13 protein-coding genes and 1 pseudogene are annotated in these 14,459 nt (G+C 47.3%); 5 read left to right on the forward strand and 9 right to left on the reverse strand.

What is annotated here, in order from left to right; genetic code table 11:
• Positions 1–95: 95 nt before the first annotated feature.
• On the reverse strand, positions 96–1,427 hold the full coding sequence (gene brnQ / locus Q0546_RS11325; protein ID WP_298793123.1) for a branched-chain amino acid transport system II carrier protein: 1,332 nt from the start codon (positions 1,425–1,427) through the stop codon (positions 96–98).
• A 174-nt stretch (positions 1,428–1,601) separates the two neighbouring features.
• Here brnQ and radA point away from each other — a divergent pair, with 174 nt between their 5' ends.
• From radA to Q0546_RS11340, 3 genes are all read left to right on the forward strand, one after another.
• Complete coding sequence (gene radA, locus Q0546_RS11330; RefSeq protein ID WP_298793125.1) at positions 1,602–2,942, forward strand: DNA repair protein RadA; 1,341 nt, start codon at positions 1,602–1,604, stop codon at positions 2,940–2,942.
• A gap of 46 nt (positions 2,943–2,988) precedes the next feature.
• The gene (locus Q0546_RS11335) at positions 2,989–3,243 is read left to right on the forward strand and encodes a hypothetical protein (RefSeq protein WP_298793128.1); all 255 of its coding nucleotides are present in this window, start codon (positions 2,989–2,991) and stop codon (positions 3,241–3,243) included.
• Between the two features lie 376 nt (positions 3,244–3,619).
• Positions 3,620–4,570, forward strand: a complete 951-nt coding sequence (locus tag Q0546_RS11340) for an acyltransferase (RefSeq protein ID WP_298058483.1) — start codon at positions 3,620–3,622, stop codon at positions 4,568–4,570.
• A gap of 40 nt (positions 4,571–4,610) precedes the next feature.
• Here Q0546_RS11340 and Q0546_RS11345 read toward each other — a convergent pair whose 3' ends face one another.
• From Q0546_RS11345 to ybaK, 5 genes are all read right to left on the reverse strand, one after another.
• Entirely contained in the window at positions 4,611–5,222 is a 612-nt protein-coding gene (locus Q0546_RS11345) for a sugar transferase (protein ID WP_298058484.1), read from the reverse strand.
• Complete coding sequence (locus Q0546_RS11350; RefSeq protein WP_298793130.1) at positions 5,219–6,340, reverse strand: glycosyltransferase family 4 protein; 1,122 nt, start codon at positions 6,338–6,340, stop codon at positions 5,219–5,221. Before Q0546_RS11350 ends, Q0546_RS11345 begins: the two co-directional genes overlap by 4 nt.
• Positions 6,341–6,351: 11 nt before the next feature.
• A complete protein-coding gene (locus tag Q0546_RS11355) occupies positions 6,352–7,695 on the reverse strand; it encodes a mannose-1-phosphate guanylyltransferase/mannose-6-phosphate isomerase (RefSeq protein ID WP_298793132.1) in 1,344 nt (447 codons plus the stop codon).
• A gap of 3 nt (positions 7,696–7,698) precedes the next feature.
• Positions 7,699–9,099: a phosphomannomutase/phosphoglucomutase gene (locus tag Q0546_RS11360; RefSeq protein WP_298793134.1), complete on the reverse strand. Its 1,401-nt coding sequence runs from the start codon at positions 9,097–9,099 to the stop codon at positions 7,699–7,701.
• A 67-nt stretch (positions 9,100–9,166) separates the two neighbouring features.
• The gene (ybaK, locus tag Q0546_RS11365) at positions 9,167–9,640 is read right to left on the reverse strand and encodes a Cys-tRNA(Pro) deacylase (RefSeq protein WP_002951875.1); all 474 of its coding nucleotides are present in this window, start codon (positions 9,638–9,640) and stop codon (positions 9,167–9,169) included.
• A gap of 60 nt (positions 9,641–9,700) precedes the next feature.
• Between ybaK and fliL the strand changes: the two genes are divergently transcribed.
• A complete protein-coding gene (gene fliL, locus Q0546_RS11370) occupies positions 9,701–10,234 on the forward strand; it encodes a flagellar basal body-associated protein FliL (RefSeq protein WP_298793137.1) in 534 nt (177 codons plus the stop codon).
• A complete protein-coding gene (gene acpS / locus Q0546_RS11375) occupies positions 10,231–10,584 on the forward strand; it encodes a holo-ACP synthase (protein ID WP_122873853.1) in 354 nt (117 codons plus the stop codon). Before fliL ends, acpS begins: the two co-directional genes overlap by 4 nt.
• A gap of 149 nt (positions 10,585–10,733) precedes the next feature.
• Here the strand turns inward: acpS and Q0546_RS11380 are convergent.
• The 3 genes and pseudogenes from Q0546_RS11380 to Q0546_RS11390 form a co-directional block, all read right to left on the reverse strand.
• Positions 10,734–11,498 (reverse strand): annotated as a pseudogene (locus Q0546_RS11380) (YwqG family protein).
• Between the two features lie 123 nt (positions 11,499–11,621).
• Positions 11,622–12,233 (reverse strand): TRIC cation channel family protein, encoded by a 612-nt coding sequence (locus Q0546_RS11385; protein ID WP_298793141.1) that lies wholly within the window; start codon positions 12,231–12,233, stop codon positions 11,622–11,624.
• A gap of 361 nt (positions 12,234–12,594) precedes the next feature.
• Positions 12,595–14,459 (reverse strand): bifunctional aconitate hydratase 2/2-methylisocitrate dehydratase (locus tag Q0546_RS11390; protein ID WP_298793143.1); only part of this gene is annotated, 1,865 nt, incomplete at its 5' end.

The raw sequence follows: 14,459 nt of genomic DNA on the forward strand, positions 1-14,459 counted from the left end.
CGGCTGGGTAAATTTGACGGCTGGGTAAATTTGACGGCTGGGTAAATTTGACGGCGCGCCGAACTCTTACGAGCTCGGCGCTTTGCCGCTAGCGGTTAAAAAGTATTTTCTCTTTTTTCTAGCACAAGGTGTAGTATATAAGTCACCGCAAATGCGACCGCGCTAGGCACGATCCAGCCCAGCATCGAGTCATAAAACGGCAGCTTTTTGACGAGATCGGTCACTAGCGGTACGGAGACGCCCGCGATATCAAGGCCGTTTATCGTGCCGACGACCACGCAGACGTAGACGCAGGTGCGGTAGACGAGCTTGCTCGAGTCAATCAGCGGGTTGATAAGCGAAAGGATGATGAGCATGATGGCGATCGGATAGATGGCGATGAGCACCGGTATGGAGCCCTTGATGATAGTCGTGAGGCCAAAATTCGCCACGCCAAAGCCGATCAGGCACCACGCCGCGACCCAAATTTTGTATTTGACTCGTCCGCCCGTTAGCTCCTCGAAGTATTCGCTAGCAGAGCTGATGAGCCCCAGCGTCGTCGTGATACAAGCTAGGAAAAACGCCGAACCCAGCACCAAAACGCCCGCCTTGCCGAAATAATGACCGCTAATGCGAGATAGCAACTCAGCTCCGTTTATCTCCGGCGCGTCTTTAAACAGCTCCGCCGATGTCGCACCAAGGTAGCCCAGCATCAAGTAAATCGCCATCAAAATCACGCCCGCCGTCATGCCTGCCTTTATCGTAGATGAAACCAGGTGGCGCTCGTCTTTTACGCCCACGGTTCTGATAGCGTTTATCACAATGATACCAAATGCCAGCGACGCTAGCGCATCCATCGTCTGATAGCCCTCTACAAAGCCCTTAGCCGCGGCGCGCTGCGCGTAGTCTCCGCTAGGAGCGACGAACTCGCCGATCGGGAACAAAAATCCCGCTCCAAAAAGTAGTAAAATAAGCGCCAAAAGCAGCGGAGTTAGGTATTTGCCGAGTAGATCGACTAGTTTTGACGGATTCATACATACGTAATAATTTAACGCAAAATACGCCGCCGAGTAGAAAAATAGCCAAATTTGCAAATTTTCAGCCGAAATAAACGGCTTAACAGCGATATCAAAAGGCATATTCGCCGCGCGAGGTATCGCAAAAAGCGGCCCGATCGTGAGGTATAAAAGCGCGGTAAAAACCACCGCAAACACGGGATCTATGCGGCGCACTAAGCTTTGAAGCCCCTTTGCCCTAGCGATCGCTGCGACGCCAAGCACCGGCAAAAGCACCGCCGTAGCGCAGAAAAACATAATCGCGACGTAAAAATTCTGCCCAGCCTCTCGCCCCAAATTCGGCGGAAAGATGAAGTTCCCCGCGCCGAAAAACATGGCAAAAAGCGTGAGCGAGATGACTAAAAACTGATTTTTGCTAAGCTTTTGTTTCATTTTCGCTCCATTTTAGTTTTAAATTTGACAAATTGTATTTAGATAAAGTTGAATTTTCGTTGATTTGAGTTTAATTTGCTCATTTTTCGTACGCGCGTGTTTCGATTTGAAATTTAGCCGCGCAGCTGGAGTAAAATTTAAACATTTTAAAGTATAATCGCGCAAAGGAAAAAAATGGCAAAAACTAAAACCGTATTTGAGTGTCAAGCCTGCGGCAATCAGCAGAGCAAATGGGTCGGCAAATGCCCTCAGTGCGGGGCTTGGGATAGCTTTTTAGAGCTAAATGCGCAGCAGATCGAAACGCTAAAAGAGATATCAAAAAGTACCGCAAAACCAAGTCTCGCAAAGCAAATCAGCGAGGTCGAGATCGAAAAAGTTACGCGCATCAGCACGCAAAATAGCGAACTAGACTTAGTCCTTGGCGGCGGCGTCGTGGAGGGCTCGCTGGTGCTAATCGGCGGAAGCCCCGGCATCGGCAAGAGCACCTTGCTACTAAAAATCGCGTCAAATTTCGCCGCCCAAGGCAAAAAGACGCTCTACGTGAGCGGCGAAGAGAGCGCGAGCCAGATCAAGATGCGCGCCCAGCGCCTTGACGCGGTAAAAGACGGGCTATTTTTACTCACGGAAATTTTACTCGAAAACATCCTAGCCGAAGTGCGCAAAAACGAGTACAAAATCCTCGTCATCGACTCGATTCAGACGCTCTACAGCGAAAAAATCTCCTCGGCACCGGGCTCCGTATCGCAGGTGCGTGAGATTACATTTGAGCTTATGCGCCTAGCCAAAAATGAAAACATCTGCGTCTTTATCATCGGCCATATCACCAAGGACGGCTCGATCGCGGGACCGCGCATCTTGGAGCATATGGTGGACGTGGTGCTTTATTTTGAGGGGGACTCCAGCCGCGAGCTGCGTATGCTACGAGGGTTTAAAAACCGCTTCGGCTCGACTAGCGAGGTAGGCATCTTTGAGATGAGCGAAAACGGACTCATCAGCGCCAACGATGTCGCGGGTAAATTTTTCACGCGAGGCAAGGCTACTAGCGGCTCGGCGATCACTATCACGATGGAGGGCTCGCGCGCGCTTAGCGTCGAGATACAGGCGCTCGTGTGCGAGAGCGCGTATCCTAAACGCAGCTCCACAGGCTTTGATAAAAACCGCCTAGATATGCTGCTAGCGCTACTTGAGCGAAAATTAGAGATCCCGCTGGGTCACTACGACGTCTTTATAAACGTAAGCGGCGGCGTCAAAATCGGCGAAACGGCGGCCGATCTAGCCGTAGTCGCGGCGATCATCTCCAGCTTTAAAAACCGTCCGATCAGCAAAGAGAGCGTATTTATGGGCGAGCTTAGCCTAAACGGCGAGATTCGCGAGATATTTAACCTCGATCAGCGCCTAAAAGAGGCCAAAACGCAGAAATTTAAAAACGCGATAGTGCCGTCTAAGCCGCTTGATGCGCAGGGGCTAAAATGCTTCGTTGCAGGCGACATCACGCAGGTTTTGGAGTGGATGTAAATTTTGCGCGCCAAAACCTGCACCACAAAAATGCCGAAGGAAAAATATGGAAAATCTAAAATGGAAGCTCTCAAAAACGCTAAAAACAGCGATGAGGCAAAAAGACATAGATACTTTTACGCTAGCTAAAATCGCTAGCGAAACCTACGCAAAAACTCACGCAGATAGCTGCTTAGACGTCAGGCAAGAAGTTTTTAAAGTCATCGACGAATACGCGCCAGAGGTAAATTTAGAAATTTTGGACTTGGTTTGCAAAATTTTAGGCTCTAGCATTAAATTCGGCGAAAGCGGAGATTTTTAAATTTACGCTGTATTGCCGCGGTTTTTATAAATTTTTCCCAAAATTTTAAGCCACTATAAAAACCAAAATGTACAAATTTACGGTAAAATCAAAACCAAAATAAACGCAAAAACGGCAAAACTTGAGACGTTTAAATTTTATGCATACTTGGGCAAAATGCAAATACGGACGGCGAATTTTACATAGCTATCCGGCTAAAAAAGGCAACAATCGCCTTTGCGTAGAAAAGCTCGGCAAAAGGCGTCATTTTTGGTAGGCTACAACGGTCGCGCTCCAAAAGAGCAAGGCGGCAAAATTTACGAAAAAATAAATCGCGCCGCAAAATCAGGTTAGTTGCAGCCAAAAAATGCCGTAAAAAGCAAAAATTAGGAAGAAAATGTTTGGTTATATTAGATTTATTTTAGCGTATTTCGTATTGCTCTCGCACGTTGGCATCGGGCTAGCGGGCAAAAACATCGGCGTCTTCGCCGTAGTGATATTTTATATCCTGGCAGGACTCGTCACATCAAAGGTTTTTATCAAAATCGCGCCGCAAAACGCACAAATAAGCTACTTTATAAAAGATAGATTTTTGCGCATTTATCCCGCGTTTTTCTTCGCGTTTGCACTCACGATACTGTTTTTTTGCGCGACATCTTATTTGCATCCAAATTTTAGCGTGAAAAATTTACTTCTAAATGCTCTCATCGCGCCGCTAAACTACTTTTTTTGGCTCGACGTTTCCGTCATAGACGCGCCTGTTGGGCTAAATTTCCTTATACCGCCGGCTTGGTCGCTAGGAGCCGAGCTTCAGGCGTATGCCCTGCTCGTACTCGCGATCAAATTTAGACGGCTGGGCTACGCTCTAGCCCTTGGTTCGCTAGGAGTTTACGTAGCGGCAAATTTAGGCTTTATAAACGCCGACATTTACGGATACAGGCTTGTTTGCGGCGTATTTTTTATGTTTTACACGGGATTTTTGATCTATCAAAAAGAGCTTGGCAAGCTCGCCGTTTTTTACGCGGCGGTAGCGGCGCTGGGAGGCTATCTTTTTTACTCGCACAAATTTAGCGCTTTTGGCGCAGAGACGATGCTTGGATACTTGATCGGCGTAGCCATCGTTCTAGCGCATGAGAGGTTTAAAATTAAGCTTAAATTTAACGATATCGCAGGCTCGCTTTCATACGCTATTTTTATCAGCCATTTTCTTTTTATTTGGCTCAGCGAATTTTGGCTGAGGGGCGTAAATTTAGCCTTCGTGACGGCCGGTTCGGTCGTGTTTGGATTCGTAAATTTCTATCTTATTGAACAAAAGATAAACAAAATAAGATTTAGAAAGCAAGCTTAAAGTCAACCAAAAAAGGTATGAAAAATACTGCGAGTAAAATTTATTTTAAAACCACGAAAATCGTACGAAAAAGTATCAAAAAATCCCTAAAAATCGAAAGATTATCAACGTATGCACACTCCATTTTCACACGCTCGTCAAATGAAATTTCATTCCTGCCGCTCACCTGCCAAAGCCCGGTAAGCCCCGGCCTGACCCTTGTTATCTTGCCTAAGTTTTTGCCGATTTGCCTTTTTTCGTAAAACATATACGGACGCGGTCCGACCAAACTCATCTCAAGCCTAAGGACGTTAAAAAGCTGCGGTAGCTCATCAAGCGAAGTACGCCTGATAAATCCGCCGACTTTTGTTATGCGCGGATCAAATTCGTATTTGTGAAATTTGGCAAAATGCTCAGCCTCTGCGGGATTTTGCGCAAGATAATCGTCTAAAATTTTACGCCAATTTTTATGCATAGATCTAAATTTATAGCAGCTAAACGGCTTGCCGAAGCGCCCTATTCGCTTTTGTTTAAAAAAGATGCTCTCACCAGGCTCATTTATCTTTATGACTGCTGCTATAACGGCGACGACCGTAAGCCAAATCGGCGCAGTAGCGACAACGATGACGTAATCGATCACGGCTTTTAGCAAAATTTTAGAGCGCAGACTCATAGCTCGCCCTCTAAAAATCTCTCGTAACTACTCTCCACGAGCTCCTTTATCTCTCGCTCAAAGCGCTCTTTTGAAAATTTTAGCGCATTTTGCCTGATCGCTTGCGGATCAAATTTGTCTCTTATTTTTTCAAATTTTACCACCGCTTCGTTTAGGCTAGTTTTGCTTTGCTCGCTAAAATAAACGCCCGTGACGCCGTCTATCACGCTCTCTTTCGCACCGCCCTTACCCAGGCAGATGACTGGAGTCCCGCAGGCCTGAGCTTCCACGGGCGCTATACCAAAATCCTCCACCGCCGCAAAAACGAAAGCTTTTGCTTTACCCATCAGCTCCGCCGTTTCACGCGCACTTCGAAAACCTAAAATTTCAACATTGCTTTTAGCGATATTTTTGATTTCATTCATCTGCTCGCCGTCACCCACTACGACTAGCTTTTTGCCGCTTTCGTTAAAGGCGCGCACGATTAAATTGATCTTTTTATAAGGCACCATCCTTGAAACCGTGACGTAAAAGTCCTCTTTATTTTCGTTTAATTTAAAATTTGCAGTATCGACAGGCGGGTAGATCACGGCGGCGTCTTTGCTGTAAATTTTACGTATACGGCGAGCGATAAAATTTGAATTTGCGACGTAAACGTCGGCTCTGTTTGCCGCGGCGATATCCCACAGGCGAATTTTATGTAAAAAATATCTAGCTAGCGCCGCTTTTAGTCCGCGCTCTAGTCCGTTTTGGCGCAAATAGTCAAAATACATATCCCAAGCATAGCGCATCGGAGTGTGGATATAACTTATATGAAGCTGGTTTGAATGCGTCAAAGCGCCCTTTGCTACGGCGTGCGAACTAGACAGCACGACGTCAAATTCGCTCAGATCAAACTGCTCTATCGCTAGCGGAAAAAGCGGCAGATAGCTCCTAAATTTGCTCTTTGCAAACGGTAAATTTTGAATAAAACTGGTTCGAGCAAATTTGCCATTTAAAATCTTTTGTCTATCGTCAAATTTAAGGTAATCAACAAGGCTAAAAACCTCAAAATCATCCCAAATATCCGTAAAACTCTGCACGCAACGCTCAGCTCCGGCATAGTTTTCCAGCCAGTCGCAAACCAGAGCTTTTTTCATCCGCTCCGCTGCTACTTTCTATCGTAGTCGTCGCTGATACGAACTATATCGTCCTCACCCAGATACTCGCCCGTTTGCACTTCTATGACGATGAGATCGGAGCTTGCCGTATTTTCCAGTCGGTGAATCTGCCCGCTTTTTATATATATCGACTCGTTTTGTTTTAGTGGTGCTTCGTTGCCGTCTATCGTTACTAGCGCCTCGCCCTCGACGACGACCCAGTGCTCGTTTCGCTTAAAGTGCTTTTGCAGACTCAGCCTTTTGCCGGGCTTAACCACGATCTTTTTCATCTTGTAGCCGCTACCCTCACCCAGCACCTCATAGCTGCCCCACGGACGATACACGCTCGTGTGCGTTTCGCAAATTTCAGGCAATGAATTTGAAAAGTGCTTATAAACCTCTTTTACCTTTTGCGAGCTACCTTTTTTGGCGATCAAAAGCGCGTCTTTGGTGTCTACTACGAGCAAATTTTGCACGTCTACTAGTGCGGTCGGTTTTTTAGTTAGGATGAAATTTTCGCTCGCGCCGATTTGCAACGACTCGCCCTCGTTTTTTATCTTTTTACTCAGCTCGTCAAAGCTACCCATATCGCTCCAGCCAGCATCCAGCGGCACCATTTTGATATTTAGGCTTTTTTGCATTAGGGCGTAGTCGATACTGATATCCTCGATCTTATCCATAAAATTCGGACTTATTTTTAGCAGGCAAGGCTCGTTTGCCGAGCCCTCTATCGCCGCCGTCACGTCTTTTATGATACTTGGCGCGTACTTTTTCATCTCGCTTAAAAACACGCCCGCCTTAAAGCAAAACATACCGCTGTTAAAATAATACCCGCCCTCTTTTATAAATTTCGTCGCGGTTTCAAAATTTGGCTTTTCGATAAATCGCTCTACGTCGCCATTTTTATCGGCCTTGATGTAGCCGTAGCCCGTGTTTGGTTCGTTAGGTTTTATGCCAAACGTCACCAAAAAGCCCTGGTTTGCATAGCTTTGCGCGATCAAAAGAGCCTTTTTGTATTCGGCCTCCTCCTCGATCAAATGATCGCTCGGAGTGACGAGCAAAATTTCGTCCTCATCGCAGCAAAGCGCTGCAAAAGTAATCGCCGCGGCGGTGTTTTTACCAAATGGCTCAAGAATAAATTTATCTATTTTTTTATTTCCGCATTCGTCAAGCGCCAAAAAGTAGTGCGCCTCGTTGCAAACGATGATCGTTTTTTGCGCGTGCACGTTGCGTCTAAGCGTAAGGTCAAAGAGCGATTTTCCGTTAAAAAGCCTAATGAATTGCTTTGGCATTAGCGTTCGCGATAACGGCCAAAGCCTCGTGCCCGAACCTCCGCAAAGTATAACGTTTGTCATTTTTTACACCTTTTGCTTTAAATTTTCGACCAAATTTAAAAATGTTTCTTGAAGCCGCACCAGTAAATTTTGATCCTTGGTCTCAAATCTCGTAACGATAACAGGCGTCGTATTTGAGGCTCGTACTAGCGCCCAGCTACCGTCCTCAAATCTCACTCTAACTCCGTCTATGTCGATGATTTCGGCTATCTTACCTAAGCCTGCTAGCAAATTTTGCGCGTCGCCATTTTCGTAAATTTCAACCAAAACCTCTTTTAGCTTTGCCACAAGCTTAAATTTCTGTGCGTCGGTCGTTTTTACCTTGATCTCGTCGGTGCTAAAGACTTTTGGCAGTTTATCAAGCTCGCCGTCAAGGTTAAAGCCCTTTGCGACCAGCTCTAGCGCGCGAAACATCGCATACGTCGCGTCGTCAAAGCCAAAATACCGCTCCTTAAAGAAAATATGCCCGCTCACCTCGGCCGCCATGTCGATATTTAGCTCTTTCATCGCCTTTTTGATGTTGCTGTGGCCGGTCTTGCCCATGAAGCTTTTGCCGCCGTGCGCGTCGATCTCGTCGTACATATTTTGCGAGCATTTGACCTCGCCCAGCACGCGCGGATTTTTCATCGCGAGGCTATATAGATATGCTAGCTCATCGCCTTTTATGTTGCGTTTTTTTGTTAAAACCGCGATACGGTCGCCGTCGCCGTCAAAGCCAAATCCTATGTCAAATTCGCCCTTTAGCGCAGCTTTTAGATCGCTCAAGTTTTTCTCCTCGCTTGGATCTGGGTGATGATTTGGGAAGTTGCCGTCGGGCTGTGGATATAAAATTTTCGCATCCAAATTTAATGCCTCGCAAATTTCGGGCAGAACCGCGCCGACCGCGCCGTTTGCGCAGTCGATGACGATTTTAAGCGGTAAGGCTTTTAGATGTGCAAACTGCTCTATGAGAAAATTTTTATAAGGCGTCGCGATGTCGAATTTCTCGGCTCTCAAATCATCGGGGATTTGCGTTTTTGCCGCGATGTCCGCTAGTACGGCGGTTTTTAACTTTTGCAAATCCTCACCAAAATAGCTATCTTTAAAAATCGTGATTTTAAAGCCGTTGTACTCTTTTGGATTATGAGAGCCGGTTATCATTATATTTGCGTCAAATTTGCCTGAAAACACGCTAAAATAGCCAACCGGAGTCGGTAGCAAGCCGATATCGTAGACTTTGATACCGGCCAAATTTAGCCCGCTAACTAGCCAGCCGAAAATCTCATTCGCACTTAGCCTAGCGTCATATCCTACGCTAACGTTTTTTGCGCCTCGGCGTAGCATCTCTCGACCCAAATTTAACCCGATCGCTTTGACGCTGATTTCATTTAGATCGCGCTCGTAAATACCGCGTATATCGTATTCTCTAAAAATTTCGTCTATCAAAATTTTACCTTTATAAATTTATTTTATTTTAAGACGGCGTATTTTAGCATTTTTGGGTTAAATTTTACTAAACGGCGACGTCTCCAAGCTTTGCGCTAATAGCTTCTATCAAGCTTTGAGGCGCGATTTTGATCTGTTTTCCGCGAACCCCGGCGCTTACGTAGACGTAGTCTTGTTTTAAAATCCTCTCGTCAAAAAACGTCTCAAACGCCTTTTTCATCGCTATAGGCGAGCAGCCGCCCCTGATATAGCCCGTCACTTTTTCAAGTTCTCTTAAGTTTAAAAGTTCGCATTTTTTATGTCCGCTGAGTCTAGCCAGAGCTTTTAAATTTAAGCTCAAATCACCCTGTATGCACGCTACGACATAGCCTCTAGGCTCGCATTCGCAGACGATGGTTTTATATATTTTTTCTATTTGCTCGCCGCAAACGGCAGCTACGTGAACGGCGCTCAGATCGCTCTCATCCACTTCGTATTCAACTAGCTCGTAGGGGATATTTTTACCGTCTAAAAACCTCGCGGCATTTGTTTTATGTACCATTGCCTTCTCATTTTTCAAAAATTTAAGATATAATTATAGCTAAAATTTTAAGGAGAATAGATGGCTGAAGAAATTTTAGAAAATCAAGGCAAAAAGGGAAACGGGCTGGTTCTTATCATCATCATTGTTATTTTACTGCTTCTTTTGGTAGTTGGCGGACTTTTGGCGTTCTTGCTAATGGGCGGCAATGAAGAGAATGCGCAAGCGCAAACGGCACAGGTTCAAACCGAGCAAGTCCAAGCCGCAGCACCTAAAAATACGGCGGGCAAGCGATCAAACGATTATGTAAATATGGGCCCGGTTTATCCGCTAGATCAGTTTATCGTAAATTTGCTTAGCGAAAGCGGCTCGAGATACCTAAAAACGAAGGTTGATCTAGAGCTTAGCGCCGATACATTAACGCCTGAAATCGATAAGAAAAAGCCGCTAATAAGGGATATCGTCGTATCTACACTCTCGTCTAAAACGTACGAAGAGGTAAGCACTCAAAAAGGCAAAAACCGTCTAAAGGACGAGATAGTCGACCGCCTAAACGAGGTTTTGGCCGACGGTCATATAAAAAACATCTACTTTACCGACTTTGTGGTGCAATGATCGGCATAGATATCGTAGCGATCTCGCGTATCTCAAGGCTTAAAGAGCGGCGAGGCGAGGATTTTTTGAGATATTTTTTGAGCGACGACGAGATAAATATCGCAAAAACGGACGCTACGATAGCGGGATTTTTCGCAGCTAAAGAAGCTATCAGCAAGGCTCTTGGCTGCGGGATCTCGGCTGAGTTTTCGTTCTTTGACGCTCAAATTTATAAAGACGAGAAAAACGCTCCAAAAGTAAAGCTCTCAGAAAAAATCATTAAAAATTTTAATCTAAAAGACGCACAAATCACCATCAGTCACGACGGCGGCTTTGCGATAGCTGCAGCGATACTGCAAAAAGCGGATTAGGCTTTCAAATTTGGATCTAATTTACTAAATTCCGCCTACCACGTCTTTTGCCCGACAAACACAAGCCAAATTTGTGTGTTTTTTAACCCGCGAAGATTTAGCACAGCAATCGTCAAATTTGATCCCGAGAACCCGCCATAGCCGCAAATTTAATCACACTGAAGCACTAGCCAGCTTTTATCAAATTTCCTCTCGCGTAGATCGCTTTTTCTGATCCACAGATAAATTTTACCGCAATCACACCACATCATCTCGTTTTCGTCGTTACTTCCGATTTGTAGTAGTAGCGTCCACTCGCCGATATTTTGCCGCAATTTTTTAAACTCCGGCCCGCTATAATCCTCATCGCCGCCGCAATAAAAGCCGTTTGTCACAAGCTCGCACTCTAGCTCCATACCGCCTTGGATATTGCCTGAATGTCCTAAAATTTTATTTTCACTGCGCTGCTCGCAAAAATCATCCGCCATCTGCCAATATGCGTCGATTTCGTCATCGCTCATCTCGATATCGCCGACCAAATCGCTCTCCAAATCCGGCAACTCGGTCGTATTTGCAAATTTTAAAGAAGTCGCCGCAAACGCTTCGTTGTTTTCAAACGGCGCGACTTTGCGTTCCAGCTAGCTCGTATCCTCCGCATAAATCACCTTTTTGAAAGCGCCGTCTTTTGGACCCTATCCCCACGGCATCCCGGCGCAATCATAAAATAGATAGAGCATGCCGCGACTCGGCAACTCGCTCTGGGTATCAAACTCTGAAACTTCGCTAAAATTTATCTGCGCTATAAAATGAAGCGGCTCGCCGGTTTGCTCATTTACGGGCCACGGCTCGTTTCGCGGTAAATCTAGTGGTCCCCCAAATTTTGACGCGCCTATCGGTATTTGCTGATCGTCGCTTACTTTTAGCGAAATTTCCACCGCATTTTTAGCATAGCTTTTTATCTCTTCAATTATACGCTCAGATCCGTATTTTTCATATCTTGCGCGTAAATTTTGCAAATTTTCAAATTTAACGCATTGCGGTAAAAAGTTAGATAAATTTCACTTCTGCAAAGTCGGCAGATGCCAGCCGAGATAATACGCCGCAAGCCTAAACACGACGCCAAACGCAAAAAGCCCCATCACCCAAAATACGCTCGTAAATCCCGCATAATCCATCGAGAAATAAATCAGCCCCACGACGATGCTAACCGTCGCGTAAAGCCCGGTTTTTAGGCACCAAGGGATCTCGTTAAACAGCACGTCGCGTATCATGCCGCCGCCTACGCCGTTGCAAAGTGCAAGTAGCACGACGCCAAAGACGTTGTAGCCAAACTGCAGCGCCACGATCGCTCCGACGATAGAAAAGCTCACCAGGTCTACGGCGTCGGTGGTGACGAAAAGGAATTTTTTCTCGATGTCGCTTCGCTTGTGCAGGCGCAAAAACGCCGAGAGAAAGAGCATCGCCATCACGATGATGCACGGAGCATAGTGCGTAAACGAATACGGCGGGCGCGATACGATAGCGTCACGCATAAATCCGCCTCCAAGCGCGGTTAGAAGCGCGGCGATAAAGATACCCAGCCAGTCGCAGTCGCGCTTAACCGCGAAGATAAATCCGCTCGTGGCTGCGGAGGCTATGCCGATGTATTCGGCGACGAGGAGCGCAGTCATTTTTAACCTTAAGTTTTTAAACGAGATTTTACATTTTTAAAATAAAAAAGTAGTTGAATTTAAATGAAATTTAGCGCGCAAAAGAGAGGGCAAAATATGCGAAAAAAGAGTAAAATTTAAGTGCATTTTACGAGATAGGCAAGTACGAATTTACCGCTTTTACCCTATCTAGAGACTTACGTATTTATTTAGAGTGAAGCAAAATTTGACCATACCGACGAACTCGGCATGGTCGCCATGAGTAAAATCATCGCCGTAAAGAGAACTTAGACACGTAAACATCAAAATATGACACATCCGCCGTCTAAACTATCTATAGCGGCGTATCCGTCCATAAAAAATACGCCGCCGCGCCGAAAAACTAAATTTTAAAATTTTCTATCTCGTTGAAATTTAGATACCGATAGATTTGCGCCTCTTTGCCAGCAAGCTTTTGGGGCACGATATTCATGTATTCTGAGACGCTTGGTAGCCTACCTAGCACGGCGCAAACTGCCGCTAGCTCGGCGCTACCAAGATACACCCGAGCACCCATGCCCATGCGGTTATCAAAATTTCGCGTCGAGGTCGAAAACACGGTCGCGCCGTCGTTTACGCGGGCTTGGTTACCCATACAAAGCGAGCAGCCAGGCACCTCCGTGCGAGCGCCCACCGCGCGAAAGATATCGTAGTAACCCTCCGCCTCCAGCAGCCGCTGATCCATCTTAGTCGGCGGCGCGATCCAGAGTCTAGTAGGCAGCGTCCCAAGCCCCCGCAGAGCCTCGCCGAGTGCTCGGTAGTGGCCGATATTGGTCATACAGCTACCCACAAATACCTCGTCGATCTTATGCGGGCGCGAGCTACTAGCCAAAATTTCGCTCAGAGTCGTGACGTCGTCGGGGTCGTTCGGGCAGGCCAGGATGGGCTCAGTGATTTCGTCCAAATTTATCTCGATCACCTCGGCGTAGCGCGCGTTCTTGTCGGCTCGCAGCAAGCTAGGCGCCGCTAGCCACTCGCGCATTTTTGCCGCGCGCCGCTCCAGGCTCGCCCTGCTCTCATACCCGGCCTCTATCATCGCCTCGATGAGAGCGACGTTTGAGCGGACGTATTCGCAGACGCTCTGCTGACTCAAATTTACCGCGCAGGCCGCCGCAGAGCGCTCGGCCGAGGCGTCGCTTAGCTCAAAGGCCTGCTCGACTTTTAGATTTTCCAGCCCTTCTATCTCTAAAATTTTACCCGCAAATACGTTTTTCTTGCCTTTCTTTTCGACCGTGAGCAGCCCGCGCTTGATCGCGTAGTACGGGATCGCATTTACCAGATCGCGCAGCGTCACGCCCCTTTGCAGTCGCCCGCTAAATCGCACGAGCACGGAGCCTGGCATATTTAGCGGCATGGCTCCCGATACCGCCGCAAACGCCACCAGCCCGCTACCCGCAGGGAAGCTCACGCCGATAGGAAAGCGCGTATGAGAGTCGCCGCCAGTGCCTACGGTATCTGGCAGCACCATGCGGTTTAGCCACGAGTGTATGACCCCGTCGCCGGGCCTCAGGCTCACTCCGCCGCGCGAGCTCATAAATTTAGGCAGCGTCCTTTGCGTTTCAAGGTCGCTAGGCTTTGGATAGGCCGCCGTGTGACAAAAGCTCTGCAGCACGAAATCTGCCGAAAACCCAAGGCTTGCCAGCTCCTTGATCTCGTCGCGCGTCATCGGCCCAGTGGTATCCTGCGAGCCTACGGTGAGAGTTGCTGGTTCGCAGTACTGTCCTGCCCTGACCCCCCGCACGCCGCAGGCCTTGCCCACGATCTTTTGAGCTAGCGTATATCCCTCGCTCTCATCCGTTTGCGGCTGCGCGGGCTTTGCGAATATATCCTCCGCGCCTAAATTTAGCGCCGCCCTAGCCTTACCGCAAAGCGAGCGGCCGATGATGAGCGGTATGCGCCCGCCCGCTCTGATCTCGTCAAATATCGTGTTTGGCGCAAGCGTAAAACGAGCGACCGGCTCGCCTTGGGGTTTTTCGTTTTCATTTAAATTTTCAAATTTAGTTTCACCGTAAATTGAAACCGCGTCAAATTTACCCTCGGCGCTCAAATTTACGCGCCCGACGCGGAACATCTCGCCCGCGTATGGATAGATATCGACGACGTCGCCCGTCTCTAGCGCGCTCGCGTCGGCTACTATGGGCAGCGCGCCGCTATCCTCGGCGGTATTAAAAAATATCGGCGCGATCGCCGTACCTATCACGATGCTGC

The organism is uncultured Campylobacter sp., from assembly GCF_937997465.1.
Lineage (GTDB): Bacteria > Campylobacterota > Campylobacteria > Campylobacterales > Campylobacteraceae > Campylobacter_A.

Coding starts and splice junctions, on each gene's coding strand:
- brnQ (WP_298793123.1), bottom strand. CDS start 1,427: ATGAAACAAAAGCTTAGCAAAAATCAGTTTTTAGTCATCTCGCTCACG.
- radA (WP_298793125.1), top strand. CDS start 1,602: ATGGCAAAAACTAAAACCGTATTTGAGTGTCAAGCCTGCGGCAATCAG.
- Q0546_RS11335 (WP_298793128.1), top strand. CDS start 2,989: ATGGAAAATCTAAAATGGAAGCTCTCAAAAACGCTAAAAACAGCGATG.
- Q0546_RS11340 (WP_298058483.1), top strand. CDS start 3,620: ATGTTTGGTTATATTAGATTTATTTTAGCGTATTTCGTATTGCTCTCG.
- Q0546_RS11345 (WP_298058484.1), bottom strand. CDS start 5,222: ATGAGTCTGCGCTCTAAAATTTTGCTAAAAGCCGTGATCGATTACGTC.
- Q0546_RS11350 (WP_298793130.1), bottom strand. CDS start 6,340: ATGAAAAAAGCTCTGGTTTGCGACTGGCTGGAAAACTATGCCGGAGCT.
- Q0546_RS11355 (WP_298793132.1), bottom strand. CDS start 7,695: ATGACAAACGTTATACTTTGCGGAGGTTCGGGCACGAGGCTTTGGCCG.
- ybaK (WP_002951875.1), bottom strand. CDS start 9,640: ATGGTACATAAAACAAATGCCGCGAGGTTTTTAGACGGTAAAAATATC.
- fliL (WP_298793137.1), top strand. CDS start 9,701: ATGGCTGAAGAAATTTTAGAAAATCAAGGCAAAAAGGGAAACGGGCTG.
- acpS (WP_122873853.1), top strand. CDS start 10,231: ATGATCGGCATAGATATCGTAGCGATCTCGCGTATCTCAAGGCTTAAA.
- Q0546_RS11385 (WP_298793141.1), bottom strand. CDS start 12,233: ATGACTGCGCTCCTCGTCGCCGAATACATCGGCATAGCCTCCGCAGCC.